At 69.5% G+C, this 15801-nt stretch carries 16 protein-coding genes; 4 read left to right on the plus strand and 12 right to left on the minus strand.

The features are described from left to right. Window positions 1–47: 47 nt before the first annotated feature. From mutY to AC1RTA_RS06505, 3 genes are all read left to right on the plus strand, one after another. Entirely contained in the window at window positions 48–1109 is a 1062-nt protein-coding gene (gene mutY / locus AC1RTA_RS06495; protein ID WP_492784289.1) for an A/G-specific adenine glycosylase, read from the plus strand. 207 nt (window positions 1110–1316) lie between these two features. Further along, window positions 1317–3311: a methyl-accepting chemotaxis protein gene (locus AC1RTA_RS06500; protein ID WP_492784290.1), complete on the plus strand. Its 1995-nt coding sequence runs from the start codon at window positions 1317–1319 to the stop codon at window positions 3309–3311. 366 nt (window positions 3312–3677) lie between these two features. Beyond that, entirely contained in the window at window positions 3678–4385 is a 708-nt protein-coding gene (locus AC1RTA_RS06505; protein ID WP_130459518.1) for a transglycosylase SLT domain-containing protein, read from the plus strand. A 75-nt stretch (window positions 4386–4460) separates the two neighbouring features. Here the strand turns inward: AC1RTA_RS06505 and AC1RTA_RS06510 are convergent, their stop codons facing one another. Genes AC1RTA_RS06510 through rapZ form a run of 6 tightly spaced genes read right to left on the minus strand, consistent with a single transcriptional unit; the run spans window position 4461 to window position 8794 of the window. After that, window positions 4461–5681 (minus strand): MFS transporter, encoded by a 1221-nt coding sequence (locus tag AC1RTA_RS06510; RefSeq protein ID WP_152090280.1) that lies wholly within the window; start codon window positions 5679–5681, stop codon window positions 4461–4463. Between the two features lie 18 nt (window positions 5682–5699). Continuing rightward, the gene (locus AC1RTA_RS06515; protein WP_130459520.1) at window positions 5700–6341 is read right to left on the minus strand and encodes an LON peptidase substrate-binding domain-containing protein; all 642 of its coding nucleotides are present in this window, start codon (window positions 6339–6341) and stop codon (window positions 5700–5702) included. Then, complete coding sequence (locus AC1RTA_RS06520) at window positions 6341–6958, minus strand: flavin prenyltransferase UbiX (RefSeq protein WP_492784291.1); 618 nt, start codon at window positions 6956–6958, stop codon at window positions 6341–6343. Before AC1RTA_RS06520 ends, AC1RTA_RS06515 begins: the two co-directional genes overlap by 1 nt. Next, window positions 6951–7526, minus strand: a complete 576-nt coding sequence (locus AC1RTA_RS06525) for a Gx transporter family protein (RefSeq protein ID WP_492784292.1) — start codon at window positions 7524–7526, stop codon at window positions 6951–6953. Before AC1RTA_RS06525 ends, AC1RTA_RS06520 begins: the two co-directional genes overlap by 8 nt. Next, window positions 7507–7935: a NusG domain II-containing protein gene (locus tag AC1RTA_RS06530; RefSeq protein ID WP_416243357.1), complete on the minus strand. Its 429-nt coding sequence runs from the start codon at window positions 7933–7935 to the stop codon at window positions 7507–7509. Before AC1RTA_RS06530 ends, AC1RTA_RS06525 begins: the two co-directional genes overlap by 20 nt. Continuing rightward, window positions 7922–8794, minus strand: a complete 873-nt coding sequence (gene rapZ, locus AC1RTA_RS06535) for an RNase adapter RapZ (RefSeq protein ID WP_014236096.1) — start codon at window positions 8792–8794, stop codon at window positions 7922–7924. The genes AC1RTA_RS06530 and rapZ overlap by 14 nt, the downstream gene beginning before the upstream one ends. A gap of 156 nt (window positions 8795–8950) precedes the next feature. Between rapZ and AC1RTA_RS06540 the strand changes: the two genes are divergently transcribed. After that, complete coding sequence (locus AC1RTA_RS06540; protein ID WP_492784293.1) at window positions 8951–10114, plus strand: M20 aminoacylase family protein; 1164 nt, start codon at window positions 8951–8953, stop codon at window positions 10112–10114. Here AC1RTA_RS06540 and AC1RTA_RS06545 read toward each other — a convergent pair. From AC1RTA_RS06545 to AC1RTA_RS06570, 6 genes are all read right to left on the minus strand, one after another. Continuing rightward, a complete protein-coding gene (locus AC1RTA_RS06545) occupies window positions 10111–10959 on the minus strand; it encodes a hypothetical protein (protein WP_492784294.1) in 849 nt (282 codons plus the stop codon). The genes AC1RTA_RS06540 and AC1RTA_RS06545 overlap by 4 nt on opposite strands. 90 nt (window positions 10960–11049) lie before the next feature. Then, window positions 11050–11985, minus strand: coding sequence for an MBL fold metallo-hydrolase (locus AC1RTA_RS06550; protein ID WP_492784295.1), 936 nt, complete (start codon window positions 11983–11985; stop codon window positions 11050–11052). Further along, a complete protein-coding gene (locus AC1RTA_RS06555) occupies window positions 11985–12179 on the minus strand; it encodes a DUF1289 domain-containing protein (protein ID WP_492784296.1) in 195 nt (64 codons plus the stop codon). Before AC1RTA_RS06555 ends, AC1RTA_RS06550 begins: the two co-directional genes overlap by 1 nt. Window positions 12180–12186: 7 nt before the next feature. Beyond that, window positions 12187–12390, minus strand: a complete 204-nt coding sequence (locus AC1RTA_RS06560; RefSeq protein ID WP_492784297.1) for a DUF1289 domain-containing protein — start codon at window positions 12388–12390, stop codon at window positions 12187–12189. Between the two features lie 62 nt (window positions 12391–12452). Further along, window positions 12453–13361 (minus strand): hydroxymethylglutaryl-CoA lyase, encoded by a 909-nt coding sequence (locus AC1RTA_RS06565; RefSeq protein WP_205230633.1) that lies wholly within the window; start codon window positions 13359–13361, stop codon window positions 12453–12455. Between the two features lie 18 nt (window positions 13362–13379). Next, a complete protein-coding gene (locus AC1RTA_RS06570; protein WP_492784298.1) occupies window positions 13380–15680 on the minus strand; it encodes a putative bifunctional diguanylate cyclase/phosphodiesterase in 2301 nt (766 codons plus the stop codon). Window positions 15681–15801 lie beyond the last annotated feature (121 nt).

A 15801-nucleotide genomic window follows, 5' to 3' on the forward strand; every position in this document is an offset into this window, starting at 1 on the left:
GGTAGAATGGCGCCCTTGAACGCTTTCCCATCAGTCCCGAGCAGCCCGTGCCCAAGACCGCCCCCGATCCCGTCGCCGAATTCGCCCCCCGCCTGATCGCCTGGCAGAAGCGCCACGGCCGCCACCACCTGCCCTGGCAGCAGACCCGGGACGCCTATCCCATCTGGCTCTCGGAAATCATGCTGCAGCAGACCCAGGTGACCACGGTGATGCCCTACTACGCCCGCTTCCTGGCCGAGTTCCCGACCCTGGCGGACCTGGCGGCGGCGCCCGTGGAGCGGGTGCTGGAGCTGTGGGCCGGCCTGGGCTACTACGCCCGGGCGCGCAACCTGCACGCCTGCGCCGTGCGGGTGATGGCGGAACACGGCGGCCGCTTCCCCCGGGAGCCGGAGCGCATCGCCGAACTGCCGGGCATCGGCCGCTCCACGGCGGCGGCCATCGCCGCCTTCGCCTACGGGGTGCGGGGCGCCATCCTGGACGGCAACGTCAAGCGGGTGCTGTGCCGCTGTTTCGGCGTCAGCGGCTTTCCCGGCACCCCCAAGGTGGAGAAGGGCCTGTGGCAGCTGGCCGAGTCCCTGCTGCCCCACGGCCCGGGCGAGATCGAGATCTACACCCAGGGCATCATGGACCTGGGGGCCAGCCTGTGCAGCCGGGGCAAGCCCACCTGCGCCATCTGCCCCATGCAGGAAATCTGCGTCGCCCGCCGCGAGGGGCGCCAGGAGGAACTGCCGGAGGCCCGGCCGGGCAAGGTCATCCCGGAGCGCCGGGTGACGGCGGTGATCTTCAGCGACGGCCCGCGCCTGCTGCTGCAGCGCCGCCCCCCCAGCGGCATCTGGGGCGGCCTGCTGGCCCTGCCCGAGCTGGCGCCGGGGGAAAGCGCGGCCAGCCTGGCCCTCGGCCTGGGCCTGCAACTGCAGGCGGAGCAGGCCCTGCCGCCGATCCGCCACACCTTCACCCACTTCCGCCTGGAACTGACGCCCCTGCTGTGCCAGGTGGCACCGGTAACCACGGCTGGGGAGCCGGGCTGGGAATGGCTGCCCTGGCAGGACATGGCCACGGCGGCCCTGCCGACGCCCCTGCGCAAGCTGCTGCAAGCACCGCTGTTCTAGTCTGGGCGCCGCTTCCTGGCCAGCTCCCGGTCAGCTTTCGTCAGTTCAATCTATTAACTAGTGCATAACGGCGGGGCCTGGGGGCGTGTTAAAAAGCGCCCGGCTTCGCGGTGCAGGGAGGTGTTCATCCGCGAGGCTTTCCAATAACAAACAAGAAGCATCGCCGAGCCTTTCATGAAAAATTTCCCGTTATCCAGGCAGATCCTGGTGGCAGCCGCCATTGCCGTGGCCGTGATGGTTGCCGTATTGAGCAGCGTCGTCACCTACCTGGCCCGCGAGGCCGCCATCAAGCAGACCGAGCAGTCCCTGCAGGAGCAGACTGCCCTCATCGTCACCACCCTGGAATTCGCCCAGGAGACCCTGAAACTGCGGGCCCTGGACAACCTGCGGGTGTTCGAGCGCTCCCTGGACGGACACATCCGGGCCAGCGGCCGCAGCATCGCCACCGGCAGGGAGCAGCTGCCGGAACTGCTGCTGGGCAATACGCCCATCAACGGCAACACCCCCCTGCTGGAGGCCTACCGCAAGGCCAACCCGGGCCGGGAGCCGTCCTTCGTCATCCGCAGCGGCGAGCGCTACTACCGGGGCGCCACCCTGCTCAAGAACGCGGCCGGCGAATCCCGCAACGGCGAGGCCCTCTCCGACAAGGAGGAATACGTGGCCTACCTCAACCGGGGCGAGCCCTACGCCGGCACCATCCAGCGCAACGGCAAGATGTACGCCCTGGCCGCCATGCCGATCAAGGACGACAGCGGCAAGGTCCTGGGGGGCATCACCCTGCGCCTGGACGCGGAGGACAACATTGCCCTGCTGAAGAAGAAGCTCTTGGGCCTGACGGTGGGCAAGAGCGGCTACCCCTACATCATTTCCCAGCCCTACGGCGACCAGACGGAGAGCGTCTACATCATCCACCCCACCCTGGAAGGCAAGAAGACCGGCGAGGCCGGCCCCATGGCCAAGCACGTCACCGACCTGCTCAACGCCAAGCGCAACGGGGTGGTGGAATACAAGTGGAAGGACAAGGAGGGCCGGGAGCGGGACAAGATCGTGGTGGTCAAGGAACTGCCCGAGCTGCACTGGATCGCCGCCATCGGCTCCTGGACCGACGAATTCACCGAAGACACCCTGGCCCTGCGCAACCAGGTGCTGGCCCTGGCCCTGGTACTCGGCATCGCCCTCATGCTGGCCATCGCCCTCCTCGCCCAGCAGCGCCTGAAGCCGGTCACCGCCGTGGTGGAAGCCGCCAACCGCCTGGGCGACGGCGACCTGTCGGTGCAGCTCCGGGGCGCCGAGGCCAGCCGCAACGAGGTGGATGTGCTGTCCCGCGCCCTGGGCCAGGCGATCACCGCCATCCGTGGCCTGATCGCCAATCTGCAGAGCACCAGCCAGACCCTGAACGGCACCGCCGCCGAAATCTCCGACGCCTCGGGCGAACTCAACGGCGCCACCGCCAGCCAGAGCGAAGCGGCCGCCTCCATGTCGGCTTCCGCCGAGGAGCTTTCCGCCAGCATCCACCTGGTGGCCGAGAGCGCCCAGGCGGCCCTGGCCCTCACCGAAGAGGCACGCCAGGTGGCCGACTCCAGCCTGGGCACGGTCAGCCAGGCGATCAGCGCCATGGGCCAGACCGCCGATGCCGTGCGGTATTCGGCAGAGCAGGTAGGCGAGTTGGGGCGTCGTTCCCAGGAAATCGAGCACGCCCTCTCCGCCATCAAGGGCATCGCCGAACAGACCAACCTGCTGGCCCTCAACGCCGCCATCGAGGCGGCCCGGGCCGGCGAAGCGGGCCGCGGCTTCGCCGTGGTAGCCGACGAGGTGCGCAAGCTGGCGGAGCAGTCCGGCCATACCGCCCAGGAAATCTCCAGCATCCTCTCCCAAGTGGGCGTGGGCGTGAACACGGTGCAGGACACCATCGCCCAGGCCGTGACCCGGGCTGCCGACTCGGTCCAGGCCTCCCGCCAGCTGGAAGAGGCCCTGACCCGGGTTTCCCAGCGCTCGGCCCAGGTCAGCAACGCCATCCAGGACATTGCCGGCGCCACCCGGGAACAGTCCGGTGCAGCCCAAAGCATCGCCCGGGAAATCGAGCAGGTGGCCAGCATGGCCGAAGAGACCGGCTATGCCGCCCAGGCCAATCTGGAGCGGGCCGCCAAGCTGGTGGCGGCCGCCGACAATCTGCAACGGGACACCCAGCGCTTCAGCCTCTGAGGCATGTCTGTGCTCCCGACCAAGCCCGGCTCCGGCCGGGCTTTTTTGTACCGGTCCCGGGAACGGCGGCCAACCGGCGGCGCCTGCAACGGCCCCGCCCGGCAAGGCCTGCATTGGTGCGGGATGCCGGTCATTCTTGACAAATCCCAATAGAATCAATATAGTGCGCACATCGCCGCTTCGCGGCGTTATTTTTTTCAGTCGGTCCCTTACCCGCCTCCCCTCTGCTGAGGCGACTGCCCTTCCCTCCAACCGGGCCGACTGCGGAGGCGCTTCTGCCGCCTCCCGATTTCTTGAACCCCACTGTCACCGTATTCGCGTCCCGAGGTTGTCGACGCGGTGGCCACAGGAAAGGAGAGAGAGCGCATGTCTTCCACCTTCTCGCTCAAGTACATGTCCCGGCGCGTCAGTTGCGCCTTCAACCTGCTGCAGGTCTGTCTGGTGGTGGCCGTCCTGGCCCTGCTGGTGACGGCCAGCCCCTTGTTCGCCGAAAACGCACTGAACGGCGCCGAAAACACGGCCGAAGCCGAAACCGAGGCCGGCGTCGCCGCCGCCGAGGTGATCCAGGCCCCGGCCCTGGCCGCCATCGCTCCCGCCCCCGCTGCCGACGAGCCCCTCAGCCCCCGCATGCGGGCGGCCCTGGGCTATGTGGCCCAGCGTTACCGGGTTTCCGCCGATGCCCTGCGTCCCATTTTCCACGCCGTGCAGAGCACCAGCCAGGAACTGAGCCTGGACCCCCTGCTGATCGTCGCCGTCATCGGCGTCGAATCCCGTTTCAATCCCTTCTCCCAGAGTGTCATGGGTGCCCAGGGCCTGATGCAGGTGATCCCCCGCTTCCACAAGGACAAGCTGCCGGCCAACGCCGGCAAGGCGCCCCTGCTGGACCCGGTAACCAATGTGCGGGTCGGTTCCCTGGCCCTGGAAGAGGCCATCCGCCGCAACGGCGGCCTCATGGAAGGCCTGCAGCAGTTTGCCGGCGCCACCCGGGACGAGGACCAGACCTACGCCACCAAGGTCCTCTCCGAAAAGCAGCGCCTCGAGGATGCGGCCAACCGCCGCCTCGGCCGCGGCTAAGGCCACGCCGTCCCCACCCCATCGGGCCTGACCTTGCGTCAGGCCTTTTGCATTGGGGCGTGCCTTTCTTCAGGCTCAGGTCGCCGCCGGCCCCTTTTTATCCACCAGGCCGATGCTGAGCCGGGCCAGGCCGATGCCCAGGGCCAGGGTGACGAAGCCGGCGCTCCAGCCGCCGACCCCGTGCCGGCCGAAGGCGTCCAGGGCCATGCCGAAGGCCACCGGGCCGACGAAGCCGCCGGCGAAGCCGATGCAGGCGTAGAGGGCCAGGGCCTTGCCGCGCCGGTCCGGCGGCGTTTCGGTGAGCAGGCCGGCGGTCATGGCGGCCGAATCCAGGTTCATGGTGGCGGCGTAGGCCAGCAGCAGCACCATGGCCCACCAGCCGTGGCCGCCCACATTGCCCATCAGCGCCACCAGCAGGGCCATGGCGGCGGACAGGTTCATCACCCGGCGCAGCCAGACGGTGCGGCCCCAGCGATGGGCGCCCTCGTTGCCCAGGATGCTGGCCGGCACGGCGAGGAAGGTGGCCAGGGCGGCGACGATGCCCGGAGCCGCCGTCAGGGCCGAGGGCGTCTGCAGGTGGGACCAGGTGAGGTAAGCCACCAGCCAGGAACGGAAGCCGAACAGCTCCCAGTTGTGGCCGCAGTAGGCGCCGCAGAAGGCCAGGATGCGCCGGTCCCGCAGCACGCTGCGCCAACCGCCGTCGCCGCTGCCGGCGGCAGTGACAGGCAGCTTGGGCGGCAGGGCGAAGGCGATCAGGGCCACGGCGGCGGCCACCGCCGCTGCCGCCAGGGCAAACAGCAGGGGCCAGGGCAGCAGGCGGCCCAGGCCTTCCAGCAGCAGGTAGGAAAGGCCGGCGCCGGTGCCGAAGGAAGCGGTGTAGAAGGCCGTGCCCCGGGACTGGAAAGCCACCGGCAGGCGGTCGGTGAGGGCCCGCAGGCCCGGCATGTAAGTGCCGGCCAGGCCGAAGCCGGCCACCAGCCAGCACAGCAGGCCGGGCACGAAGCCCCGGGCGAAAAGGGCGAAGGCGGCCAGGGCCAGGGCGGAGAGGCTGGCCGCCAGGAGGTAGATGCGACGGGCATCGTAGCGGTCGGTGAGGCTCACCAGCAGGGGCACGGCGGTGATGTAGCCGAGGAAGAAGACACCACCGAGCCAGCCGCCCTCGGTGGCGGAGAGCCCCCATTCGGCGGTGAAGGTGGGCAGCAGGGTCGGCACCAGGGCGAAACCCAGCATGGTGAGGATCTCGGCACCGCAGCAGAGCAGCACCAGGCGCCAGGGGAAAGCGGCAGGAACGGTCACGGCGACGACGGGGGCGGCCTAGGACACCAGGCCCTTGGGCGCCAGGTACTTGTAGAGGATTTCCAGGCGGGACACCGGGTCTTCCAGTTCCAGCAGCTTCTGCTGGGCCAGGGGCTGCACCGGCATGACCTCGGACAGGCGGTAGCCGACCCAGCTGGCGTCGTCGAAGGCGTGGGGCGGGGGCAGGCGCTCCGGCCCCAGGTCGGCGGCGATCTGTTCCAGCAGGGGCACCAGGGGCGCCAGCCCTTCCGGCACCGGAGTGAAGGGCGCCTCCTCCAGCACTTCCACCCGGGCCCGCAGCAGGCCGTCGGCCTGGGTTTCACGTTCCAGGATGCGGAAGCGGTGGTCGCCGGCCACGGTGAGATGCAGGATGCCCAGCTGGGGCATGTCCCACTGGCGGATGAAGGCCAGGGTGCCGACCCCGTGGGGCGCCGCCGGGGCGCCCACTTCCTTGCCCTCGGCGATGAGGCAGACGCCGAAGGGCCGCTTGTTCTTCATGCAGTCGCTAGCCATGTCCAGGTAGCGCTGCTCGAACACCTTGAGGGGCAGCACGCCGCCGGGAAACAGCACCGTGTGCAGGGGAAAGAGGGGGATTTCCAGCACCTCGGGGGCCGCCTGGCCGGCGGGCTCCTTGCCCAGCAGTCGTTCCAGCCAGCCCATCAGCCCTCCTCCCCGGCTTCGCCCCAGCGGGCCATGAGCCGGTGCGGCACCGCCAGCTGGTCGAGGATGCGGGCGACGACGAAATCCACGATCTCCTGCACGCTCTGGGGGTGATGGTAGAAGCCCGGATTGGGCGGCAGGATCACCGCCCCGGCCCGGGACAGGCGCAGCATGTTCTCCAGGTGGATGGCGGAAAAGGGCGTCTCCCGGGGCACCAGCACCAGGAGGCGGCGCTCCTTCAGCACCACGTCGGCGGCCCGCTCGATGAGGTTGTCCGAGAGGCCCTGGGCGATGGCCGCCAGGGTGCCCATGGAACAGGGGCAGACCACCATGGCGTCCGGCGGATTGGAGCCGGAGGCCACCGGGGCGAACCATTCCTCCCGCCCGTACACCTCCAGGCGCCCCGGCAGGTCGGCATGGCGCTGGCGGAAATAGGCCGCCACCTCCTGGGCCCGGGAGGGCAGCTCCAGGTCCATCTCCTGTTTGGCGACGATCTGGGCAGCCTGGGAGTAAAGCAGCTGGACGCGGCAGCCGGCGGCAAGCAGGCATTCCAGCAGGCGCACCCCGTAGGGCAGGCCGGAGGCGCCGGTGAAGGCGAGGCAGACGGTCTTAGACATGGGCGGGCTCCGCGGGGGCCGCTTCGGCCGCCAGGGGGGTGGAGAGAAAACGGGCGGCGACGAGGCCATTCACCGTGCCGAAGAAAAGGGCGGCGCAGGCAAACAGGGGCGCCAGGAGAAAGACTCCGTCATGGGGGATGAGCCAGGCCCGGGCCAGGAGGATCTGCCCGGCCATGTGGGCGAAGGCGGCAATCACCGACAGGCTGACCGGGCCGAACCAGCGCCCCGGCAGGTGCCGCGCCGCCCCCAGGGCCAGCAGGCTGAACAGGGCGCCGGTGGCGGAAAGGAAGAAGCCGGGAGCCAGGAACTGCCCCAGCAGCAGGCTGCCGGCCAGCACCCGCAGGCCCGTCACCCAGGCAGCAGCCCGCCAGCCGCAGCGGGCCAGGACGATGAGGGTGACGATGTTGGCCAGCCCCGGCTTGACCCCGGGCAGGGGCGTGGGAATGGCGGCGTCGATGAGGGAGAGGCCGATGGCCGCCGCCGCCAGGCGGGCGATGCGGTGGTCCTCGGCGCTGAGGGGAATGCGCAGCACCCGGCGGCAGCCCGCGTCAGTAGCTGAGGGAGTCATAGGCGGAAGTGCGGCCGGCAATCTGCAGGCTGACGTGGTTGGGGGCGCAGATGGCGATCTCGCCGGGACGGGCCAGCCAGCCCTGGCGCACGCAGTACTGGCGCGGCCCGGGGTCGGCGGCGACGCGGGCCCGGCCGGGCTCCACGGCAATGACGGTACGGCCCAGGGGGCCGGGCACTTCCAGGGTGCGGCGCTGTTTCAAATCCACTTCGGCAAAGACCTGGCCGCCGCTGCGCACCACCGCCTTTTCCGCCGCCCCGCCCTGCCAGGCCAGGGGAAAGAGGCCGGCGCAGAGCATGGCCCCCAGGCCCAGGGTAAGCCAGTCGCCGGGACGCAGCAGGTGGCGCCATTCCTGCCAGCGCTGGCCCAGGGAGGGAGCGGCCGCCGCCGCCGGCTCACTTGGCGGCATCGGACAACTGCCGGTGACGCAGCAACACCCGCAGGCCGTCGTTGCCGCCCTCGTCTTCGCCGTCGCGGAACTGACGGGCCAGCCACTCGGCCAGGTACACGGAGCGGTGCTGGCCACCGGTGCAGCCCACGGCCACCGTCAGATAGCTGCGGCTGTCGCGCACATAGCTGGGCAGCCACTGGGAAACGAAATGGAAGATGTCCGCCGCCATGCGGCCCACGTCCTCCTGGGCTTCCAGGTAGTCGATCACAGGCTGGTCGCGGCCGGTGAGGGGGCGCAGGTCCGGGTCGTAATGGGGATTGGGCAGGCAGCGCACGTCGAAGACCAGGTCCGCGTCCAGGGGAATGCCGTGCTTGAAGCCGAAGGACTGGAACAGCAGGGTCAGGCCGTGGCTGGCGTCGGCGGCGATGAACTGGCGCACCCAGTCGCGCAGGGTGGCGGCCTTGAGGTCGCTGGTGTCGATGTGGTGGCCGAGCAGGGCGATCTCTTCCAGCAGTTCCCGCTCCTCCCGGATGGCCTCCACCAGGGTGCGGGACTCGGTGGCCAGGGGATGGCGGCGGCGGGTCTCGGAGAAGCGCTTGAGCAGGGTCTCGTCCTTGGCGTCGAGGAAGAGGAAGCGCAGCTCCACCTTGGCCTTGAGGCTATCCAGGAGCCGCGGCAGCTCCCGGATGCCGGCGCCGCCGCGCACGTCCATGGCCACCCCGACCTTGCTGTAGCCCTGGGCGGAAAGGGAGTCGATGAGCTGGGGCAGCAGCTCCGAGGGCAGGTTGTCCACGCAGTAGTAGCCGCCGTCTTCGAGGACGTTGAGGGCGATGGACTTGCCGGAGCCGGAGAGGCCGGAGATGAGGACCAGATGCATGGGGGCGGAGAGCAATCGGAAGGCGGAGGTATAAAGGGCGGGCCGGTGTGGGCCCGGTCCCCGGAGCATAGCGGCGGGGGCTTTCGCGATCAAGCCGGAGCGGCATACACTGTCGGGCCCCGGTTCGATCACCGACCGTCACGCAAGTTCATCGCCATGCACCTGCTCAGCATTCCCTTCCTGCCCGAACTGACCGCCCTGCGCCGGGACATCCACGCCCATCCGGAACTGGCTTTCGACGAGAGCCGCACCGCCGACATCGTGGCCCGGGAGCTGGAACGCTACGGCATCGAGGTGCACCGGGGTATCGCCAGAACCGGTGTGGTCGGCGTCCTCAGGAATGGCAGCTCCAAGCGCGCCATCGGCCTGCGCGCCGACATGGACGCCCTGCCCCTGGAGGAGAAAAACGAATTCCCCCACCGCTCCCGCCATGAAGGAAAGATGCACGCCTGCGGCCACGACGGCCACACCGCCCTGCTGCTGGGGGCGGCCCGCTGGCTGGCGGAGCAGCGCAACTTCGACGGCACCGTGGTCTTCATCTTCCAGCCCGCCGAGGAGTCGGAAGGCGGCGCCGCCGTCATGATCGAGGACGGCCTGTTCGAGAAATTCCCAGTGGATGCGGTGTACGGCCTGCACAACTGGCCCGGCATTCTCCTGGGGGAGATGGCCATCATGCCCGGCCCGGTGATGGCCGGCACCTGCGCCTTCGAGATCGCCATCCGCGGCCACGGCTGCCACGCCGCCATGCCCCACCAGGGGGTGGACCCCATCGTCGCCGGCAGCCAGCTGGTGCAGGCCCTGCAGACCGTGGTCAGCCGCACCCTGCATCCCTGTGAATCGGCGGTGGTCTCGGTCACCCAGTTCCACGCCGGCTCGGCCTGGAACATCATTCCCGACGACGCCATCCTGCGCGGCACCATCCGCACCTTCAAGCCGGAAGTGCAGGAAACCGTGGAGCGGGCCATCGAGCGCCTGGTCAGCGGCGTCGCCGCCGCCACCGGGGCCCAGATCGGCGTCACCTTCGACCACCGCTATCCGCCCACGGTCAATTCCGGCCCCGAAACCGAAGTCTGCCGCCACGCAGCCCGGGCCGTGCTGGGCCACGAGCGGGTCATCACCGACGCCCTGCCCTCCATGGGCGCCGAAGACTTCGCCTACATGCTGCGGGAAAAGCCCGGCTGCTACGTCTGGCTGGGCAACGGCCCGGGCACCGGCGGCTGCACCCTGCACAACCCCCACTACGACTTCAACGACGAGGCCCTGGCGGTGGGCATTTCCTACTGGGTCAGCCTGGCCGAGACCGCCCTCAAGCCGGCCTAGGCCGCTGCCCCTTCCTGGCTGGCGCGGAAGGCCACGTAACGGTCGCTGATGAACTGCTCGAGGGCCCGGGTCAGATCATTGCCGGACAGGCCGGATGCCAGTTCCCGGGCCCGGGCGACAAACTCATCCTGAGCGATGCCGGCCCCCTCGGCCAGTTGCAGCCACAGGGAACGCTGGGGCGTCGCCGCCTCCGTCACTTCGGGCATTTCCAATCCTTCCTGCTGCCAGCGGGTCTTCCAGCCAGCCATGGGGTCCCAGCCCCGGGGCGTGTCGTCCCCGGCCGCCGGCTCCGCTTGCGGCTGATCCGCCATCAAGACACCCGTGGCCCGGGAAATGTCCAGTTCGCGCTGGGCGTCGGCTTCGGTCATGGGCGCCTTCCAACCATCGATCTGGACCTTCATCGACAGATTGAGCAGGCGGTTGAAGCGGGCCTGCTTTTCCGGGTCCGGATTGTTGTGCCCGATTTCCTTCATCTCCTGGCGGAACTGCTGCAACAGGGCCTCGTTCTCCGGCAGCAGGGGCAGGTTGGCGACGCTGTCCGGCAGATAACCACCGCCGGGGACCGGCTGGCGCTGCTCCAGCCGGCCCCGGGCTTCGGCCATGATGTCCTCGGGAAAGTCCCGGCTCATCCAGTACTCCGCATCCGGCAGCTTCAGGCCCTGGCCGGTGTCATTTCTTGCCGCCTCCCGGGCGGCGCTGGAAATGGTCACGCTGGCACTGGGCGCCGCTGCCGCCGGGGTGGAGGCGGCCTCTGCGGTATCCCGCTGGCGGCCCAGGGCTGCGGCGGAAATGCGGCTAATGCTGGCATAGCCGCTGACTGCGGCAAGGGCAGAGGTGGTGCTCATCAATCGTCTCCTGGCGGCGCGGCAAAGTCTGCCGCGGGTGGCTCATGCCCGACTTCCATGCAGAAGTCATGCCAGAAACGTAAAGCCAGGTTAACGCGCCACCAGCCAGCCCTCTTCTTCCTGCAGCACGCCGGCCCGCAGCAGGTCGGCGGTGAGCCATTCCGCCGTTTCCTCCTCGTCCATGGCCAGGTAGCGGGCGGCCACGGAGCGGGGGAAGCTGAGGCTGGCGATGAGACCCGGCAGTTCGCGGCGCTGTACCCGGCGCTTTTCCAGCAGGTAGAAGACCAGCATCACCTTGAGGGCGTGACGGGCCAGGCGTTCGATGGAACTCTCGAAGCCGGCCAGGCGGGAATAGGCCCGCTCGAAGCTTTCGCCGATGTCGGCAAAGGGGGCGCCGTGGCCGGGAATGACCGCCCGGATGGGCAGGGCGGCCAGCATGTCCAGGGTCTGGCGGGTGGTGCGCAGGCCGTCGCCTCCCAGCAATTCGGCGAAGATGACGCCGAAGCCGTCCTGCCACAGGGCGTCGCCGGAGATGAGGATGCCCTGGTCGGCATTGAAATAGGCCAGGGCGTCCATGTCGTGGCCGGGCACGGCCAGGGCCTGCCATTCCAGGCCGCCCAGGGTCAGCCGGTCGCCGGCGGCCAGGGTGGCGTCGTGCTGGAAGCGGGCCGCCTGCTGTCCCAGGGGCGAGAGCAGCAGGGCCTCCTCGTCCCACTCGGCGATGGTCGCCGCCATGCCGGCGGGCACCAGCACCCGGCAGCCGGTGGCGTGCTTCAAGGCGGCATTGCCGCCGATGTGGTCGGAGTGGGAGTGGGTGTTGATGAGACGGGTCAGGCGGCGACCGTCCAGGGCCTTTTCCACCAGGGCCAGGGTCTGGGCGGCGTGGGTGACGTAGCCGCTGTCCACCAGGGCCGCTTCTTCATCCTCGATGCAGAGGACGTTGTTGGAGGAGAGCCAGCCCCGCTCCAGCACCAGCAGGGAATCGGGCAGCCGGGGCGGCGGCGCCACGGATCGGGAGGATGCCATCAGTCGCTGCCTGGGCCGAGTTCGGCCTGCACATTGGCCGGCAGGGGCGCCTCCGGCTCAGCCGGCGGCAACGGCTGGGGGACCGGCACCGGATCCCCGTCGCCGAAAATCTCGGCCTCGCTGCGGCCGCAGCCGATGCAGTAGCCGTCCTCCATGGTGCAGATACCGATGCAGGGATTGTCCTGTTCGCTCATGGCAGACTCACTGATGGCTGCTGCCGGCGGCAGCAGCTGGGGATTCCTGGGCCTGCCGGCGCGCTTCCACCGCAGCCAGCACGGCCAGGCGCGCTTCGTCCGCAGCGCCGGCCCAGGCGGCGATTTCCTCCAGGGTGCGCAGGCAGCCCCGGCACAGGCCGGAGGCGGCGTCCATCTGGCAGATGTTGATGCAGGGTGAGGCAACGGCCATGACAGTCTCGTCCGACAAAAAAGGGGCCGGGGTAGACCCGGCCCGCTACGGGGGGTTCCGTTTCAGCCGGCGCACTTGGCCAGCAGGGCCCGGGCGGCCTTGGAGGCGGACTCCCGCCCCAGGTGGGCGGAAATGAAGGCGCCGGCTTCCACCAGCCGCTGCAGGTCGATGCCGGTGCTGATGCCCAGGCCCTCAAGCAGATAGACCACGTCTTCCGTGGCCACGTTCCCCGAGGCGCCCTTGGCGTAGGGGCAGCCGCCCAGGCCGGCGACGGAGGCGTCGAACACCGCCAGGCCCAGCTGCAGGGAAGCGTAGATATTGGCCACGGCCATGCCGTAGGTGTCGTGGTAGTGGCCGGCGAGCTTGGCCATGGGCACGTGGCGGGCGCAGGCCTCCAGCAGGCGGGAAACGCTGGCCGGATTGCCGACGCCGATGGTGTCGCCCAGGGAGACTTCGTAGCAGCCCATGTCGTAGAGGATCTTCGCCACTTCGGCGGCCTTCTCCGGTGCCACGGCGCCCTCGTAGGGACAGCCGACGACACAGGAGACGTAGCCCCGCACCTTGATCTCCAGGGCCGAGGCGGCGGCAACGATGGGCTCGAAGCGCTTCAGGCTTTCGGCGATGGAGCAGTTGATGTTCTTCTGGGAAAAAGCCTCGGAGGCGGCACCGAAGATGGCCACCTCGGTGGCCCCGGCCTCCACCGCCGAGTCGAAGCCCTTCAGGTTGGGCGTCAGCACCGGGTAGGCGACCCCGGGCTGTTGGCGGATGCCGCGCAGCACCTCGCTGTTGTCCCCCATCTGGGGCACCCACTTGGGGGAGACGAAGGAGGTGGCCTCCACCGCCGGCAGGCCGGCGGCGGCCAGGCGTTCGATCAGTTCGATCTTCACCGCCGTGGGCACCACCTGCTTTTCATTCTGCAGGCCGTCCCGGGGGCCGACCTCGACGATCTTGACGTGGGTGGGTAGGGGCATGGTCAGTCTCCGCTAGGGTCAGGCCGGCTGGGGCGACATGAGGGCCTCGCCGGGGGCGGGCCCCGGCTGCCGCTCCAGCAGGCCGCCGGCGGTGGTGGCCGGCAGGGGACGGTGGAAGTAATAGCCCTGGTAGGCGGTACAGCCCAGGGCGGTGAGGAAGTCGAGCTGCTCCCGGGTCTCCACCCCTTCGGCCACGGTGGCGCAGCCCAGCACCCGGGACAGGGACAGGATGGATTTGACGATCAGGGCCTTCTTCTCCTGGCCGGGCAGGTCGGCGATGAAGGAGCGGTCGATCTTGATGGCGGAGACGGGGAATTCGTTGAGCTTGGAAAGGGAGGAATAGCCGGTGCCGAAGTCGTCGATGAGCAGGGCGAAGCCCCGCTCCCGCAGGGCCTGGGCATTCTCCACCGCCAGCCGTTCGTCGCGGATGAGGCCGGTCTCGGTGATCTCGATCTCCACCAGGGCCGGCGGAATGTGGTGCCGGGCCAGGGTCTCCCCCAGGCGGTGCACGATGTCGGGACGGACGATGTCCAGGGCCGACAGGTTGATGGCCACCGGCAGCAGGCGGCAGCCTTCGCCCTGCCAGCGCTGCAGCTGGCGGCACACCTGCTCCAGGACGAAATCGGTGAGGCGGTGCATGAGGCCGGTGCGCTCCGCCAGGGGAATGAACTCCGCCGGGCTCACCGCCCCCAGGCGCGGATGCTGCCAGCGCAGCAGGGCCTCGAAGCCCAGCACCTTGCCGTCGGCCAGGCACTTGGGCTGGTACACCAGCTCCAGGCCGCTGTCGTCCAGTTCCCGCAGGGCTAGTTCCAGGTCCAGCTGGCGGTGGTGGCGCTGCTCCATTTCCTGATCCAGCACCGCGACGCTGCCTTCGGGCAGGTTGCGCGCCAGCTCCAGGGCCGTCTGCACCCGCTGCAGGGCCTCGTCCGCCCCCTCATCCAGCCGCGCCGCGGTGACGCCCACGGCCACCGGCACCGGCACCGCCAGGCCGCTGTCGGGCAGGGCCAGCTCCCGGGGCAGTTGCTGCAGCAGGCCCCGGGCCCGGGCTTCGGGCGCCTCCCCCGGCTCCAGGGGCAGCAGCAGGGCGAAGGTCACCCCGGCGGTGCGGGCCAGGAAGGCGTCGGCCGGCAGGTGCTCCGCCAGGGCCTGGCCGTAGGCCCGCAGCAGGGCGTCGCCGATGGCCGGACCGAGGCGGTCGTTCACCGCCCGCAGATTGGTCAGGCGCAGGTTGAGCAGGGCCCAGGCCCGCTCCTCCCCCGCCTGGCCCAGTTCCTCGAAACGCTGGCGCAGGTACTGCCGGTTGGGCAGGCCGGTGAGGGTGTCATGCAGTTCCAGGTAGGAGGCGTTGGCGGCGCTGCGGGCCAGGGCCAGCTTGGCTTCCCGCAGGGGGGTGTCGTCCCGCAGGATGACCAGGAAATTGCCGTCGTGCTCCAGGCGCCGGGGCTGCACCGTGACCCAGCGCAGCTGGCCGTCGGGGCGCCGCACCTGGCGCTCGCCCCCCAGCTCTTCCGGCTTGCGGCCCCAGATGCCCAGGTAGCGCTGCATGTTCTGCCCCTCTTCCAGCTGCTCGCTGCTCACCCCCAGGAGCTGGGCCGCCTGGGTGTTGGCCTTGATGATGTGGCCGCCGCGGCCGCAGATGAGCAGGGCCATGCCGGAGTGGTCGAACATGTCGCGGAAGACGCTGTTGCTGCGGGACAGCCGCTGATTGCTCACCGCCAGCTGCACGCCGCGGAATTCCAGGGCCTGGAGGGCGCGGAAGACGGCCAGGGGCACGCACAGGTTGAAGAAGAGGAAGACCAGGGTCTGGATGTAGGCGTGGCTCTCGGGCAGGGTGATGGAGTACTGGGGCCCCAGGGGATTGAGCAGGGGCTGGTTGCGCAGCAGCACCGCGAAGAGCAGGGTGTTGAGCAGCATCATGAGCACGGCCGAGCGCATGCCGAAGAACAGGCGGGCCACCAGGGGCGCGCTGTAGGCGAAGATGATGCCGAGCTTGGCTATCTCGAAGACGTCGACGAAGAAGAGGATGTGCAGGCTGGCGGCGTAGATGGTGAGCAGCAGGAAGCCGGCACCCAGGCGCACGTTGCGCAGGGCGGCATAGATGGCCGCGGCCAGCAGCAGGTAGAAGCCGGTGACGATGACGGGGATGTGGTACAGCCCGAGGCCGATGGCCTGCCAGGAACTGTGGGCCGCCACCAGAAACTCGAGGCAGATGCCGGAGATGAGGATGATGCGCAGCGCACTCTGTCGCCACACCGGCTCGCCCAGTTCGGGCGCTTCCGGCTCGTGGAGGAGGAACAGTCTGGCAAGTTTTTTCAGCATGGTGGCGGCATACCTGAGGAAACCTGAACGGCTCAAGGGGCGGGCGGACCAGGGCCCCGTTCCTGGGGTGCAAAACCGGCGAAGACTATCCGCCATCATAGCAGCCCCGGGACGCGCGCCA

The sequence above is a fragment of the Azospira sp. MPR-E4 genome, assembly GCF_058809645.1.

Bases quoted from the DNA above. Each gene is read 5' to 3' on its own strand.
- AC1RTA_RS06560 (WP_492784297.1), bottom strand. From the start codon at position 12,390: ATGGCCGTTGCCTCACCCTGCATCAACATCTGCCAGATGGACGCCGCC.
- AC1RTA_RS06550 (WP_492784295.1), bottom strand. From the start codon at position 11,985: ATGGCATCCTCCCGATCCGTGGCGCCGCCGCCCCGGCTGCCCGATTCC.
- AC1RTA_RS06555 (WP_492784296.1), bottom strand. From the start codon at position 12,179: ATGAGCGAACAGGACAATCCCTGCATCGGTATCTGCACCATGGAGGAC.
- rapZ (WP_014236096.1), bottom strand. From the start codon at position 8,794: ATGCATCTGGTCCTCATCTCCGGCCTCTCCGGCTCCGGCAAGTCCATC.
- AC1RTA_RS06525 (WP_492784292.1), bottom strand. From the start codon at position 7,526: ATGACTCCCTCAGCTACTGACGCGGGCTGCCGCCGGGTGCTGCGCATT.
- AC1RTA_RS06565 (WP_205230633.1), bottom strand. From the start codon at position 13,361: ATGCCCCTACCCACCCACGTCAAGATCGTCGAGGTCGGCCCCCGGGAC.
- AC1RTA_RS06530 (WP_416243357.1), bottom strand. From the start codon at position 7,935: ATGCCGCCAAGTGAGCCGGCGGCGGCGGCCGCTCCCTCCCTGGGCCAG.
- AC1RTA_RS06570 (WP_492784298.1), bottom strand. From the start codon at position 15,680: ATGCTGAAAAAACTTGCCAGACTGTTCCTCCTCCACGAGCCGGAAGCG.
- AC1RTA_RS06545 (WP_492784294.1), bottom strand. From the start codon at position 10,959: ATGAGCACCACCTCTGCCCTTGCCGCAGTCAGCGGCTATGCCAGCATT.
- AC1RTA_RS06515 (WP_130459520.1), bottom strand. From the start codon at position 6,341: ATGGGCTGGCTGGAACGACTGCTGGGCAAGGAGCCCGCCGGCCAGGCG.
- AC1RTA_RS06520 (WP_492784291.1), bottom strand. From the start codon at position 6,958: ATGTCTAAGACCGTCTGCCTCGCCTTCACCGGCGCCTCCGGCCTGCCC.
- AC1RTA_RS06540 (WP_492784293.1), top strand. From the start codon at position 8,951: ATGCACCTGCTCAGCATTCCCTTCCTGCCCGAACTGACCGCCCTGCGC.
- AC1RTA_RS06505 (WP_130459518.1), top strand. From the start codon at position 3,678: ATGTCTTCCACCTTCTCGCTCAAGTACATGTCCCGGCGCGTCAGTTGC.